The 14,716-nt window shown below is 33.0% G+C and carries 12 protein-coding genes; 7 read left to right on the forward strand and 5 right to left on the reverse strand.

The features are described from left to right. Positions 1-415: 415 nt before the first annotated feature. The gene (locus VB798_RS03585) at positions 416-946 is read left to right on the forward strand and encodes a transposase (protein ID WP_323256059.1); all 531 of its coding nucleotides are present in this window, start codon (positions 416-418) and stop codon (positions 944-946) included. Between the two features lie 135 nt (positions 947-1,081). Next, entirely contained in the window at positions 1,082-1,432 is a 351-nt protein-coding gene (locus tag VB798_RS03590; RefSeq protein WP_323256061.1) for a DUF1801 domain-containing protein, read from the forward strand. A gap of 6 nt (positions 1,433-1,438) precedes the next feature. Here VB798_RS03590 and VB798_RS03595 read toward each other — a convergent pair whose 3' ends face one another. Further along, positions 1,439-3,367: a tetratricopeptide repeat-containing sensor histidine kinase gene (locus tag VB798_RS03595; RefSeq protein WP_323256063.1), complete on the reverse strand. Its 1,929-nt coding sequence runs from the start codon at positions 3,365-3,367 to the stop codon at positions 1,439-1,441. A 363-nt stretch (positions 3,368-3,730) separates the two neighbouring features. Here VB798_RS03595 and VB798_RS03600 point away from each other — a divergent pair, with 363 nt between their 5' ends. Continuing rightward, positions 3,731-4,786, forward strand: coding sequence for a sensor histidine kinase (locus VB798_RS03600; protein WP_323256065.1), 1,056 nt, complete (start codon positions 3,731-3,733; stop codon positions 4,784-4,786). Between the two features lie 50 nt (positions 4,787-4,836). Here VB798_RS03600 and VB798_RS03605 read toward each other — a convergent pair whose 3' ends face one another. Next, positions 4,837-5,436 (reverse strand): HupE/UreJ family protein, encoded by a 600-nt coding sequence (locus VB798_RS03605; protein WP_323256067.1) that lies wholly within the window; start codon positions 5,434-5,436, stop codon positions 4,837-4,839. A 129-nt stretch (positions 5,437-5,565) separates the two neighbouring features. Between VB798_RS03605 and VB798_RS03610 the strand changes: the two genes are divergently transcribed. From VB798_RS03610 to VB798_RS03620, 3 genes are all read left to right on the forward strand, one after another. Beyond that, positions 5,566-5,955: a hypothetical protein gene (locus VB798_RS03610; RefSeq protein ID WP_323256068.1), complete on the forward strand. Its 390-nt coding sequence runs from the start codon at positions 5,566-5,568 to the stop codon at positions 5,953-5,955. 283 nt (positions 5,956-6,238) lie between these two features. Then, entirely contained in the window at positions 6,239-8,602 is a 2,364-nt protein-coding gene (locus VB798_RS03615; protein WP_323256070.1) for a TonB-dependent receptor, read from the forward strand. Between the two features lie 119 nt (positions 8,603-8,721). Further along, positions 8,722-10,356 (forward strand): PepSY-associated TM helix domain-containing protein, encoded by a 1,635-nt coding sequence (locus VB798_RS03620; protein ID WP_323256072.1) that lies wholly within the window; start codon positions 8,722-8,724, stop codon positions 10,354-10,356. Between the two features lie 60 nt (positions 10,357-10,416). Here VB798_RS03620 and VB798_RS03625 read toward each other — a convergent pair whose 3' ends face one another. From VB798_RS03625 to VB798_RS03635, 3 genes are read right to left on the reverse strand one after another with little or no spacing between them, the layout of a single operon-like run. Further along, complete coding sequence (locus VB798_RS03625) at positions 10,417-10,692, reverse strand: hypothetical protein (RefSeq protein ID WP_323256074.1); 276 nt, start codon at positions 10,690-10,692, stop codon at positions 10,417-10,419. A 59-nt stretch (positions 10,693-10,751) separates the two neighbouring features. Next, positions 10,752-12,566: a sialate O-acetylesterase gene (locus VB798_RS03630; protein WP_323256076.1), complete on the reverse strand. Its 1,815-nt coding sequence runs from the start codon at positions 12,564-12,566 to the stop codon at positions 10,752-10,754. 20 nt (positions 12,567-12,586) lie between these two features. Next, complete coding sequence (locus VB798_RS03635; protein WP_323256078.1) at positions 12,587-13,822, reverse strand: hypothetical protein; 1,236 nt, start codon at positions 13,820-13,822, stop codon at positions 12,587-12,589. Positions 13,823-14,204: 382 nt separating this feature from the next. Here VB798_RS03635 and VB798_RS03640 point away from each other — a divergent pair, with 382 nt between their 5' ends. After that, positions 14,205-14,666, forward strand: coding sequence for a hypothetical protein (locus VB798_RS03640; RefSeq protein ID WP_323256080.1), 462 nt, complete (start codon positions 14,205-14,207; stop codon positions 14,664-14,666). Positions 14,667-14,716 lie beyond the last annotated feature (50 nt).

Here is a 14,716-nt window from a genome sequence, read left to right on the forward strand (position 1 = left end):
TTCTACCCTACTAAATAATTTTTCAGGGGTGAAAATATATTTTTCTACCTTATTAAATAGTTTTTCAGGGGTGAAAATGTTTGTTACTTGTTATTACTACATTCCAAAACGGTAACTCCAAGAGTTACCACTACAATTTATCATGAGATAAAATATCGGATAATAATTTTCGTGAAATGAATTAGGGTTTGTTTTGGGGATTTTGTGGGAAAGTGGTAGGTTGTGTGGGAATTTAGATTTGTTTTTAATAATTAAAATATTGTTCGTTGAAAGATTAGTAGTTTGTGAAGACACAAACTACGGCGAGGGAAAGAATTTTTGAATAAACTCACCGTTGTTCGTGTCTCCACGAACAACTCAACGACAAACAGGCAAGCATATATAATAAACGAAAATCTACAAAACTCAAGGAGCTATGCAATATTCAAGTATGCAAATAGGCGTTCCATATTTTTACACCGCCACCATTTTAAATTGGCAAAAATTATTAAAGTCAGATAAGTATAAGGGCATAATTATCAGTAGCTTACAACATTTAGTAGCCCAACAAAAAATTAAGGTATTTGCATTTGTTATTATGCCAAATCATATCCATCTGATTTGGACAATGTTAGCTAAAAATGGAAAAGAGATGCCAAATGCTAGTTTTATGAAATATACTGGACACAGGTTTTTAGAAGATTTATCATTGAATCATCCGAATGTCTTATCTTATTTTGAAGTAGAATCAGCCAATCGTAAATATCATTTTTGGCAAAGGAATAGTCTTCCAATTGCTTTATATTCTCCAGCCATTTGGCAACAAAAGATTGATTATATCCATAATAACCCAATCGTTGAAAAATGGAATTTAGCCGATTTACCTGAAAACTATAGATATTCCTCTGCTAAATTTTATGAACATGGAATTGACGAATTTGGAATATTGAGCCATTGGCAAGATTAACTAGATTAGTAGCGAAAAAATTGTTCGTGGAGACACGAACAATGGCGAAAGATTAGTAGTTTGTGAAGACACAAACTACGGCGAAGTAAACTTTACCCTTCAATGAAAAAGCATATCCCCCCCTAAACCAAACCAATGAAAGAAGTCGATAATTTTTATTTGAAACAAGAAGAGCCTATTAGAAGCTGTTTGATGGCTTTGAGAGAAATTATTCTTTCGCAAGACAAAGAAATTACACATGTTTTGAAGTACGGAATGCCTTTTTTCTGCTACAGAGGGAAAATGTTTTGCTATTTATGGGTTCATAAAAAATACCAAAAACCATACATTGGGATTGTAGAAGGTAAAAGCATTGACCATCCAGACCTAATCATTGAAAAGCGTTCAAGAATGAAAATTATGCTTTTTGACCCAAACAAAGATTTACCTTTAGAAACTATTGAAATGATTTTAACTGCAATAATGAAATTGTATAAAGTTGTGTGATGAGCATTAAATTCTACTAAACTCTACCACAAATTCTGTTCCTTCTTTTTCTTTACTTTTCACAGCAATGGTGGCATTGTTTAGTTCTACAAATTTTTTCACAAGCATTAAGCCAATGCCAATGCCTTTTTCTTTTTTGGTACCATAAGTTGAAATACTTTTTCCTGATTCTTGAAAAATCAATTTCAATTTATCTTCTGTCATCCCAACACCATCATCTTTGATAGAAACCTTAATAGTACTTTCATTCACAGAATAACTAATCACAATTTTGCCTTTGGGTTTGGTAAATTTAATGGCATTAGCCACTAAATTTTGGAAGAGTATTCGAATTTGATCGGGGTCGCCTTTGATTGATAGAGGTTCTTCAAAATGATGAATAAGCTGAATGTTTTTTTCTCCCGCCACCATCACAAAAACACCAAGTATTTCATTGATAATTCCTGTTAAAGACAAATCTATTGATTGCGTTTTCAAACCTTCTCGCTGACTATTTGCCCAAGCCAATAGGTTTTCTAACATGGCAGAAGTAACAGTCATTTGCTCTAAAATTCTATCAAGCATCATCTGTTTATCTTCTTCTTCCAATTCTCCTGTTTTGAATAATTCTAATGCCCCAAGCATCGTAGCAAATGGCCCTCTTAAATCATGTCCAATGATAGAAAACAATCTATCTTTTGTTTGATTGGAATGATTAAGCTCTTCATTTTTTTGCTCAATCAATTCATTCTGAGAGGCGATGAAATCTGTTTTTTTCTGGAGTGCTTGGTATAATTTTTTATTTCTCTTAGCATTTCTAAAAGTAATCAAGGTAATAATCATCAAGAATAAAGCAACCAGTATAATGATGAGGGTTACCATTTGGCTAGTGGCTTCTTTCTCCTCCGCAATCTGATTTTTCTTAATCAACACTTCGTTTTCAGCTTGTTGTTGCTTTAAGTTGAGTGCATTTATTTCCTTTTCTTTTGATTCATCAAATAAACTATCGCTATAAATTTTATCCATCAAAAGATATTTATAAGCATTTTTTGAGTCGCCAAGTGCGCTATAAGATTCGTGTAATACTCTTAAAGCTTGTTCAATATCCCATTTAGTATTATTTTTTTGGGCTAAAGAAAGCCCTTTTTCACTATTGATACTTGCTTCTTTAAACTTGCCTTGCTTATAATAACATTTTGCCAGACCAGTATAAGCGAAACTATTCTCCCAATCGTTTTGATATTTTTTATTCTTTAGCACAGAAGAATAATAAACAATTGCTTTATGTGTTTGTGATTTTTGTAAAAAGTAATCTCCGAGTCTATTGTTTGCCATCGCAATCAAATGTTCGTCGTGGATTTTTGTACTGATTGATTTAGACAATAAAAAGTAACGAAAAGCACTATCTGATTTAGCTTCTAAATACGTTAAACCAGCATTGAAATAATTGGCAGATAATCTGCTTTGATTGTTGATACTTGAATTGATACTTGCCGCTTTTAGGAATTCAGCTAAGGCTAAATTAGTTTTTTTCTGGGCAAGATAAATCAACCCAATTACATTAGATGCCCCTGCTATTCCTGCTTTATCGTTATTTTGATTACTGAGATTTAGTGAAGTAAGTACATAGTGTAAAGACAAATCGTAATTACCTTTCATGTAGTGCATTTTACCAATATTGACATAAGCTGCGGAACTCCCTTTATCATATTTTAGCGATTTGGATAATGCTAAAGCTTTCTCTGAAAAAATAAAAGCACTGTCGGAAACCGTTTGCATGTACTCGTTTGCAATGGTATTCAATAAATTGATGGTAGTTGTATCTGGTTTCTGTTGGGCAGAAACACTCAACTTCTTCCATTGCGAAAGCAGTTGGTCAAGTTTTTTTTGTTGAGAAAAAACCAAGAAAGGTAATAACAAAGAAAACAATATCAACACAAATACTTTTTGAAACATAAACTAATTTAATGATAATGGGAAGAAGGTTGAATTACTATTAATTTGCTTTTATTACTTCATAAACTAATACAAATACAATATAAAGATATTTTATATATATCTCAATAGTTATTTTGTTTGTCAGAAATTCTAAGTGAAAAGCAATATAAATATTTCAAGATAAGCAAAAAACATAAAAACACATAAATATAGGATGATGAAATATCTCTAATATTTTCAATGAAAATTAATGAAAATTTCATCCATTTTTATTGAGATAATTTGATTGAGAAATCATAACTTAAACAAAAAAGGCTTTGGAAAGTAATTTCTACACTATCCAAATTCGAATAAAAATAACTAAATCCAAATTAATTAATTATGATAACGGGAAATGAACAACAAACTCTTCGCTCTGCTTTTTTTGATAATGCAGAGCTTCATTTTATTCTATTTGACAGTGAACTGAATGTTATAGATGCAAATGAAACCTTACTTAAATTTTATCATCTTGAGCGAGATGCTTTCGTTGGAAAACATATTTTAGAAGTAGCTCCTAACGCTGAAGAAAAAGGATTAGTAAAAAAATACAATGAAGTAATACTTACTGGTAAACCCATTATTATTGAAGAAATTATTGGAAGTCCAATTTATGGAAATCAGTACAATAGAGTAAAAGCCTTCAAAGTTGGTAACGGTGTTGGTGTGGCAATTTCTAATATTACCGAATATAGAAATACGATAGAATCTTTAGAAGTATTTTCGTACAGATTATCGCACGATATTAAAAGCCCAATGACAAGTGTATTGGAATTAACAAAAATGGCACTTCAAGAAGACCCCGTTGATATTGATACCCTAAAAAGCTATTGCGGACTGATTAATGAAAGCGTTAGTAGATTATTAGAAACGGTAGAGCAAGTAAACAAATCTCTCAAAATCCAAAAAGAGATTCCGCATTTTGAATTAATTGATTTCAAGACTATTATTGATGAAGTAAAAAAATCTCTAGCCAGCGTTGAAGGTTATTCTGCTCAACATTTTGAAGAAATAATAGATTTACCTTTTGATTTTCACTTTGATAAATCCATCATTACTTCATTATTTCAGAACATCATTGATAATGCAATCAAATACAGAAATATTGAAAGAGATGATTCATCCTTAAAAATAAATATTTCAGGCGATAAGGAATTTGTAAAAATTATTTTGTCGGACAATGGAATTGGCATCAAAAAAGAATTGCAAAAAAACATTTTCAAGCTATTCTATCGTGCTACTAGTCAAGCACATGGCACAGGAATTGGACTTTATACTTTAAGATATACCATCGAAAAACTTGGAGGGAGAATCTTTTTTGAGAGTATCGAAGGACAAGGAACTACTTTTAAAATCATCATTCCTAATAAAATCGGCTCAATAAATCCTGTAGTATAAAAAATGATTTAGGTATTTTCCTCAGCGTAATAACTGAGGAAAATACCTATTTAAGCCTTCAAAAAATCTGTCCCTAAAATTAAGGTGATAGCAATTCCCGCTACTAAACTTGATAGAATTAAATTCCAATCGTGTTTTTTTACTTTGAAAATATCTAATAGCAGAGAACTCAACAATAAGGAAAGTAACACAATCAGTAATTGTCCGATTTCTAAACCAATATTAAAGGACAAAAGCGGTTGCCAAATACTTTCTTCTTTTCCCAACAAACTTCTAAGGTAATTTGAAAAACCCATTCCATGAATTAACCCAAAAATCATTGCCATCGGATAACGTAAAATGGAAGAATGTTCTGCTTGTGAAGCTCGCTCAGAAGATTTATGAAACAGATTGATAAAACAAGTAAGGACAATAGTGACGGGAATTAAAAATTCTATAAATTCTGAGCTATAAGTAATTATTTGAAGTGTTGCCAAAGCCAAAGTAAGCGAGTGCCCAATGGTAAATGCTGTAACCAAAATAGCTACCTTTTTTAAATCCTTGAGTCGAAAAATAGCACATAGCGCAACAACAAACAAAATATGGTCATAACCATTGATATCTGTAATGTGTTGAAAGCCAAGCTTGAAGAATGTTTGAAAGTCTGACATGATGTTGATGATTAATTTTTGTGGTTAGTAATCCACAAAAGTAAATATTTTAAATTGATTTTTATTTAAAATAACATCAGGGTACAACTTATTGATTCTGGTAGTAAATTGCGTGAAATTTTAAAATCCATGAAAACCAAAAACTACATAGCATTACTGCTTTTGGTGCTGATTAGCGTAAAAACGCTACTCGTACCTGTGGTGTATTTGGATTTTGAATTAAGAAAGGAGTACATCATTCAAAACCTTTGTGAAAACCGTTTCAAACCACAAATGAATTGTAATGGTCATTGTTATTTAGCTAAAAAACTACAAAAAGTAGCTGAAGACAATGCCACCAAAGAAACACAAAAACAAGGGCAATCTCTCAAGAAAATCTTGGAAGAAGTGTTTGATGCCGAGCCAACTTTCTCTTTAGAATGGGCTTTTTTACCTCTTTCTTCAAAATCTATCTACACATTTCTTACTGAAAATTCAGTAAGTGTTAGTTCTTCTCTTTTTCATCCTCCGACTGTCTAATCACAGAAATTTTCTGGTTTTGTTTTTTATTTTTTGAAGAAGTATCTGGCTTTCTTCCAAGTTAATCTTTTGCTTCAAAATATATAAACGAACAAATCCCCCATTTTCTTTCAAGTATTAACACAGTCATTCTTTAAAATGCTGCTGTTTGGTTTTTGTATGTCTGCTTGATTCAGCCATGTATGCTTTGTATTATTTCAATACGAGAAAGCTTTCTGAATAATTTAAGCTCATAAAAACAAGAATTCCAAAGCTCAGTAGCCTATTGCTATTCATAAAAAAGATGAAAAACATAGTCAATTTTATCCTCGTCATGTTTTTGACGATAAGTACTTCCTTTGCCCAAAATCTAATAAAAGGTAAAATTTTTGATAGCTCCACCAAAGAACCCGTAGTAGGTGCATCCGTAAGAGCTTTAAGCACAAATGTTGGAACTACTACCAATATCAACGGTGAATTTGCCTTGAAAACTAACGAGAAAATCAATAAAATTTCGATTTCAAGCATTGGTTTTCAGACTTTAGAAATGGATTACAAAACCGAGCAAGTACTCAATATTTCTTTAGAGCCTTCGGTAGAAAACCTTCAACAAGTAGTAGTAACTGCCAATCGTGAAGCAGGTTTACGCACTGAAGCTCCTGTGGCGATTTCAAAATTATCATCCACTTTGATTAACGATGCCAAGCCAACGAGTATGTACGAAATCATCAACAAAACGCCCGGTGTAGTGATGATGAATTACAATAATGAACAACACGGGATGGGGATTCGTCAACCAATGGGAACGGCTGCTTACTTTTTGTATTTAGAAGATGGTGTGCCGATTCGTCCGATGGGCGTTTTCAACCACAATGCCATTATTGAAATGAATGTATTTTCGGTTTCATCGGTAGAAGTAGTAAAAGGACCAGCTTCCTCATTATACGGCCCAGAAGCCGTTGGTGGTGCGATTAACTTTATTACGCAACGCCCAACTGCTGTTCCTACGGCAAGAGTAGGTATTCAATTTGATAATTATGGTTATAAAAGAATTCAATACGGAGCAGGTGCAAGAGTTGGCAAATTTGGTTTGTACTTAGGCGGTTATGTGGCGAAACAAATAGATTCTTGGCAAGCAAGAAGTGATTTCGATAAAACATCTTTCAATGCCAGAGCCGAATACAAAATTTCTGATAAAACTCGCTTGGTAAGTACTTTGGCTTATAACGATTACTACTCACAAACAGGCGGAAGCGTTGACTCTATCGCATTTTACAAAAGAGAATATTCATCAACTTCAGATTTTACTTACAGAAAAGTATTAGCGACTCGTGCCAAAATTTCTTTAGAACATACTTGGAATGCCAATGCTGAAACGACCGTTACGCCATATTATCGTGATAATACTGTCGGACAAAACCCAAGTTATTCAATTCGTTGGACGACTGGAGCGACTACAGCTAAAGGAGAAATCAATGATAATTCATTTACTTCTTATGGCGTATTGGCACAACATTCACAAAGATTTAATTTCCTGAAAGCCCGTTTGTTAGTCGGTGGTACTTATGATTATTCAACGAATCCGTATCGTTCTTATACAATCGACCTTACGGCAAAACTGCGTGCAGATGGAAAATCGGTTGAAAAATATACTTTGGTAAAAGAAAATCCAGATGTTTTTGTAGCCAAGTATGATGCTAAAATCTACAACACAGGTTTATTCTCGCAATTTGATTTTGAGCCAATCCAAAAACTAAGACTTTCATTAGGGCTTCGTTGCGACCGTATGGCTTTTGATTATTTAAACTATTTGGATAACAACGCCGAAGGTTCAAAAGAGTACAGCCAAGTAACGCCAAAAATCGGAGCAACTTATGATTTAGGCAATGGAAAAGGAATTTATGCTAATTATTCACAAGGTTTTTCGCCTCCGGGCTTAACGGCTGTTTTCCGTAAAACACCTACGGGAAGTGCAAATCCATTTTACTACAATTTAACACCTGCCTATTTCGACAACAAAGAAGTAGGCGGTTGGGCTTCCTTTTTAGATAACAAGATTTATATCGACGTTGCCTATTATGAAATGAATGGTAAAAACGAATTATTAAGTATTCGTCAGCCCGACAACTCTACTGACTATCAATCTGCTGGAAAAACTTTGCACAGAGGTATCGAATACGGCATTACTTATAAACCCAACTCAGAATGGTTTATTCGTTTTGGCGGAACAAATGCCGTTCACCGTTTTATCGAATTTACTTTGAGTACAAGAGCTTCGGACGTGGTGAAAAATGTGAACGGAAAAGATATGCCTTCAGCTCCTTCGTTTATTGCCAATTCTGAAATCACTTACAAACCAAAATGGGCGAAAGGTTTGCGTGCTGCTATCGAATGGCAACGCCTGTCGTCGTACTACCAAAACCAAATCAATACGGTGATGTACAACGACAAAACCGCTTTCGGACTTTCGGGAGTGAGCGTATTGAACTTCCGTGCAGGCTATAATTTCAAAGGCATTGAAGTATTTACCAACATCATGAACTTGACGGACGAATTATACGCTAATCAGGCTTCAAGAGGTAATAATGCTACTGACAGAACAACTTACACGCCAGCCGCTCCACGTACTGTGGTGATTGGCTTGCAGTACAATTTTACGGGTAAATAATTGTGAATGAGTGAGTTGTGAGTTAGTGAATTGTGAATTAGTGATTGAGTGATTATACAATCTCTAATGATTAATATTCACTAATTCACAATTCACTCAATCACTAAATAAAAAAAAACATGGCAAATAACATCATTGATATAGCCGACGAACAGGTTCAGAAAGAATCGTACTTCGGAGGAATGAAGAAAAAAATTAAACGAAATATTTATCGTTGGCACAGAATCATCGGTTTGATTACGATGATTCCTGTAATCTTTTGGTGTATTTCAGGAATGATGCACCCTTTTATGTCGCATTGGTTTAAAGTAAAATTGGCACATGAATTTGTAAAGCCAGAGGCGTTAAACCAAGCACAAATCAAATTGTCTTTACAAGAAGTATTGAACAAAAATGAAATTACAGAATTTAAAAATTTCAGAATTGTCAGCTTCAATAATCAAACTTACTATCAAGTAAAAAGAGTAAGTAATCGTTTGGTGTACTTTAATGCTACCGATGCTAAAATGCTTGAAAATGGCGATAAAAAGTACGCTGAATTTTTGGCTCGTTATTTTACAGAAGACCAAAATTCAGCCATTAAAAGTATTGAAGAAATCACAGATTTTGATGAGGAATACGCTTATGTGAATCGCCTGTTGCCCGTTTGGAAAGTATCATTCGACCGAGCCGACGGAATGGATATTTATGTAGAAACCGAACAAACACGTTTGGCAAATTTCAACGAAAACCGTAGAAAAGCATTTTTGTGGGTTTTCAGAACGTTTCATAACTGGGATTTCTTGACAAAAATTTCCAATAATACGCTCAGAATTTCAATCATGATTGGCTTTCTTGCTATCATCATTATTTCAATGTTGAGCGGTTTGGTGATTTATGGGTTTATGTGGGGGAAATTCAAAAAACCATGCAATGCCAACGATAAAGTAGGTATTTTACGAAAATATCACCGCCAAATTGGGCTTTGGGTTGCTTTTGTCACTTTTACTTTCGCTTTTTCGGGAGCTTATCACGCTACAAAAAAACTTACCCCCGACGAACGCATCAAGTATTTCTATCAACCAAGCATCAAAACGGTAGATTTACAAACGGCTAATTTGGCTTTGCCTTTAGACTGGACTAAGGTTGCAAATCTTTCATTAGCTACAATCGACGATAAATTGTATTACCAAGTATTTGCAAAGTCGAAAGAAAAAGGAGCTTGGGAAAAAGAACAACAAGACAAAGCCGAACGTTTTAATGAAACTAAAAAGACGGTTGTAAAAGCTAATATTCAATATTATGATGTTCAAACAGCAAGTCTTTTAGAAAACGGAATCAATGAACATGCTAAAGAATTGGTCGGACATTTTATTGAGCAAGGAAAAACAGGTGGCGACCCAGCTTGTTGCGAGTTAGGAGAAAGTGCAGAAACAAGTGAAGACGAAAGTACTTTGCCAGCCATTGCTTCAACAGGCTATTTAACAAAGTTCGACAAAGAGTATGGTTTTGTAAACAAACGCTTGCCGGTAGTGAAATTAGCTTTGGCAACCGACAACCATTTAACTTATTATGTAGAACCAGCCACCAGTCGTTTATCCGCACAAATCGTTGATTCAGACCGACGTGAAGGACTTTCTTTTGGCGTATTACATAAATTCTTGTTCATGGATTGGGCAGGAAAAGACATTCGAGACATCGTTACGATTCTTTCAGCTTTAGGTATTTTGGTTGTGAGTTTATTTGGATTTGCTTTGTTTTTGAAGGTAAAGTAGGAAAGAAAATAGTCGTAGAATATCTAAGAATGTTCTACGACTATTAGCAGTTCACTAAACCTAATAAATTAAATATCTAACTTTTAGTATCCCATCAATTTTTCCAAAACTTTCAAAATCTGCATTTATTTTGTAAGTTATCCAAAATGCTTTGTCAAACATTTCTGGAACGATTTTTCGTTGGGGTACTTCTTTTATTTCTAAAATTTCAATGGTTTTCTTTTTAGAGCTTACCAGAGGAAGAATATATAAACTCAATCCCCAATCATCACTATTTTGAATACCAAGCTTAAATTTTGATTTAATTTGTTCATACTTCATTTCATTAGTCTTCATACTATCCGATTTAACTTTAAGAGTTACTAATTCAATAGAATATAAGGAATCATATGCAATTATTTTATGTGTAACAAACGTTTTGTTTCAACAATATCATCAACTGTTAAGCGATAATAATATACGTTGATAGATGAGAGGGATAGTTCCTTGATATCAAAAGGGTAACTGTATTTTCCAGCAGCATGATTTCCATTAGCCAATGTTTTAATAACGGTGCCTTTGCTATCTATAATATCTAATCTTAAATTATTAGCATCCGAAGGTAATTCAAAGGCAATTGTCGTTTCAAAGTTTTCATAAGTTGGGTTTGGATAAACGGAGCTTTTAATAATACTTTCATTTTCTAAAAAAACATCTTTATCACTTGCAATGCGTGCATTTGTTAAAGTTACAGGTAAATATACTTTCCTAGTAAGCATAAAATTGCCATTGCTAGCTTTTATGTAACAACGCCAATTACCTGAATTAGATGCTAAAGTAATTGAATTGCTACATGGACTTGGGGATGAAGAACAATCGACATCTTTATAGTTACCATCATATTGAACCCATCTATATTCAGAATAACCACTTGGAACAGATAGAGTAGCACCACCTGATGAATTTGGTGTTACAGAGATAGAAGGAATTGATGATGATTGAATTGGAGTTTTTGCTTTTAAACTACCAAAATTCGAGAAGTATTGGTTAGCTAAATCAAATAATCCATCTTTTGCAAAATGTGTTCTATCTAATTGCCTTTTTGTTCCTTCAGATCCAATAGGGTCAAAAATGTCATCAGAATTTCCAGCACCAATTACTCCACCTTTATTTGTTCTACTTGTATTTTGACCTGCTAAAACATTAGAAGAAGTTTTGTCTATTCCTTCATGATTAATACGAGAAACATTAGAAATTGCCCAAGCTAAATTTCCATTAAAATGATCTCTACTTTTTTGAATTACGTTGTCTAAAAGAGAGGCGTAGGTAGCAGATGAACTATTTGTAACCGTATTAGATTCTCCCTGATGCCATAAAATGCCTCTAATACCAAACATAGAAGCATAATAGTGGAGCGTGTTCCTTAAAGCTATATATGGTTGTCCTTGTCCATTATTCTCTGATGTGGGAACTCCAGCTGAATTACAATGAATATTATTATCCCACAAAGGATTTTGTACATACGCATTTTGGTCATCAGCTGTAGCCGACCAATTATCAACTGAAGTACCACTTGCACCAACATTGAAGAATAATACAGGTATTATTTTACCATCTTCAAAATCAACAATACGATTTCCTAATCTTTGGTATGCCCAAACTCCTACACCATTTGGGCCAACTCTTGAAGAGTTTTCCATTTTTCCAAAAATTGGAAATGGCGCAATAGATCTTTTACAAAAAAGTTGTTCATTGTTACTTATTACGCAGTCATAAGGGGAGTTTGAAGTATTTGCTTCTGGAGGTGGGATGGGGCCGACTCCCTGAGCATTAGATTGTCCTGCTATTACGATTACTTCTCCAACCCCAAATTTTATTGAAGAAGTACCACCAATTTGGTTGTTATTTTGTGATGCTCTAATGTACATACGATACCACCCTGTACTGATAGGTAAATTAAACTGGAAAGTTCTACCACCACCAAAATCATTTATATTAACCCAAGACTGAGAATTATAGTTTGTATTATTTCCATCTCTATCTAAGGTTACTAATTTATATTGAATTTGATATGTGCTTGTACTAACCATAGCTTGTCCACCAAATGTTACTGTAGTTTGTCCAGTGTTATCCCTTTGGAATACTGAACGTTCTAAGGGAAGAGATAATGAAACTTGACCCTTTGCAACTATGTTTGTTAGCAGTATAAACAAAATTATATATGATTTCATAAGTTTTTTAGGTTTATTTATTACTTTTCAATAAATTTTATAGTTTGAATCAAAGGTATTTTGGCATTGAAATGTGAGTTCATAACTTTTATAAACTCATTAGCAATTACTGCTTGTCCTAAAGCGGTGGGGGTAATGCCATCAGATGAAAAAAAGTTACCACTAGGATAGTCTGGATTAATTAAGACACCATCATCAGTTATATAATTACCTTTAAAAATACTTTTGTATAAGGAATATAGGTCTACAACTGGTAATTGATATTTTTGTGAAAGAGGTTCAATAATTGCCTTATTATAACCTCTTACCGAAATAGTTTCAATTTCGTCTATACTTAAAACATCACTATCATTTAGGGGAGAATCTGGTTTTAATCCTAATTTTTGATTATCAGGAATGGTATTGTCCATTAAATCTGATATATTTTGTGTAGGCAAGAATATATCTAAACTTTTTGCAATTCTTACACCGCTTTTTGCTAGGTATGAAATAAAAATTTCATTTGTAGAATTAGCTTTTTGGATCTTTTTAAGGGTATTATATCGAAAAATTGGAAAATCCAAGACATCGGGTATGTTTGCCATAGCCCCCTTTGCGTTCTTTGAAGTAAGGATATTGAGTAGTTCTATCTCCCCATAATTTTCTCTTGCACCCATGTAAATAATACTAGTACCTAAGCCTCCAGATTTAACATATTGTATATAGTCATGAAATCCTAATTCATAAGTGAAAAAATCTATTTTTTTTACTCTACTTAAATACTTTAAATATGAGATTTTTTCTTCCTCTTCTGTAGAAATTAACCGGTCTAAATATTTGAAAGATTTTTTATCGACAAATTGATTATTATCGCTTCTAGGTTCATAGATATCTAATATCTTTAGATAAGGTAGGGCTAAGTTATCTATTTCATCTATTATTTTTGATAGCTTTTTACTATCATCAAGTCCTGCATTTTTTTGAAATTTTAAGTTATTATTTTTATCAACAATAACACTTTCATAACCACTCCCATTACCTTCTAGAAGTGCTTGTCTAAAATTAAATATGCCCATTTGTTGAGCAACTAAATTAGGAAATGATGTTTGTTGAGCTGCTGAGTATACTCCTCCATTTCTTACACCCGCAGACAAAGACGAGCCAATTGAAATGTATCTTAAATTATTTCCATTTTCAGGTTTTAATTTACCAAGGTCTGGTGTTTGGGACAATAATTTATAATGACAAATAAGTAATAGAATTATAATTTTTTTCATTTGTATAAAAAATAGTGCTATCAACTTTAAAATTAGGTGTGAGTAGCTTTAACCTGAATCAATTGTGAATTTGAAACAATTATTGAAATATAGTAAAGAATTATAACTAATTAATCTAGTTTCATTCTGCTACTACAGATAGTTTTATACTATTAATTTTAAATGTAAAATATAATACGAATCAAGATGTACTTGTCTTTACTAATACATTTTTTATTGAAACAAATATAGGAAAATAGCTAACAAATAGGAAAACACCCTAGGTTTATCTTTTATTGTTTATCAAGCGGTAGTTTACTGGGAAATATAGAAGCTATGATTCTTATACGTTATATTTGTATTATAATTCAAAAATTATCAATTTTTGAAAATTGTTTAATCAATGTTTACTTTCAACATAGACATACAAAAGCTAACAAAGCAACAAATAGCCAAGCTTAAAAGCTGGTTGGCTTTGTCTATTGTAGCGGTATTGTTGGGGCAAAGTGTTGTTGGATATTTATTGGTTTTTTCCTTAAAAGATGAAACTACTTTTAGTCAAGAAATGTCCAAGACTGAATCTAAAGTAAAGCAGTTACATCAAGAAACGAAACAAAAATTACTGGCTTTAATCGATTTCGATCAATCGTCCGACAAACAAAACAGGGGAACAAACAGTGTCCATAATATTACACCATTCAACTTATTCTGTGAAGATTCATCCATTAAATTACCCATTCATTATTCTTTTTCGTTTCCACAAAAAATAAATTATACTTATCTAAACCTGTACTACTTTAATCTTTACCTCAAGATTCCTCATCCTCCACAAAATATCTCTTTTTCTGCTGTTTTTATGGGCTAGCATTCTTTATTTAGAATGTAATTGATACGCTTTACCTAAGATTTTTCTTA

This window comes from Arcicella lustrica (assembly GCF_034930985.1).
Classification (GTDB): domain Bacteria; phylum Bacteroidota; class Bacteroidia; order Cytophagales; family Spirosomataceae; genus Arcicella; species Arcicella lustrica.

Bases quoted from the DNA above. Each gene is read 5' to 3' on its own strand.
- VB798_RS03635 (WP_323256078.1), bottom strand. From the start codon at position 13,822: ATGAAAAAAATTATAATTCTATTACTTATTTGTCATTATAAATTATTG.
- VB798_RS03620 (WP_323256072.1), top strand. From the start codon at position 8,722: ATGGCAAATAACATCATTGATATAGCCGACGAACAGGTTCAGAAAGAA.
- VB798_RS03615 (WP_323256070.1), top strand. From the start codon at position 6,239: ATGAAAAACATAGTCAATTTTATCCTCGTCATGTTTTTGACGATAAGT.
- VB798_RS03625 (WP_323256074.1), bottom strand. From the start codon at position 10,692: ATGAAGACTAATGAAATGAAGTATGAACAAATTAAATCAAAATTTAAG.
- VB798_RS03595 (WP_323256063.1), bottom strand. From the start codon at position 3,367: ATGTTTCAAAAAGTATTTGTGTTGATATTGTTTTCTTTGTTATTACCT.
- VB798_RS03640 (WP_323256080.1), top strand. From the start codon at position 14,205: ATGTTTACTTTCAACATAGACATACAAAAGCTAACAAAGCAACAAATA.
- VB798_RS03600 (WP_323256065.1), top strand. From the start codon at position 3,731: ATGATAACGGGAAATGAACAACAAACTCTTCGCTCTGCTTTTTTTGAT.
- VB798_RS03585 (WP_323256059.1), top strand. From the start codon at position 416: ATGCAATATTCAAGTATGCAAATAGGCGTTCCATATTTTTACACCGCC.
- VB798_RS03610 (WP_323256068.1), top strand. From the start codon at position 5,566: ATGAAAACCAAAAACTACATAGCATTACTGCTTTTGGTGCTGATTAGC.
- VB798_RS03605 (WP_323256067.1), bottom strand. From the start codon at position 5,436: ATGTCAGACTTTCAAACATTCTTCAAGCTTGGCTTTCAACACATTACA.
- VB798_RS03590 (WP_323256061.1), top strand. From the start codon at position 1,082: ATGAAAGAAGTCGATAATTTTTATTTGAAACAAGAAGAGCCTATTAGA.
- VB798_RS03630 (WP_323256076.1), bottom strand. From the start codon at position 12,566: ATGAAATCATATATAATTTTGTTTATACTGCTAACAAACATAGTTGCA.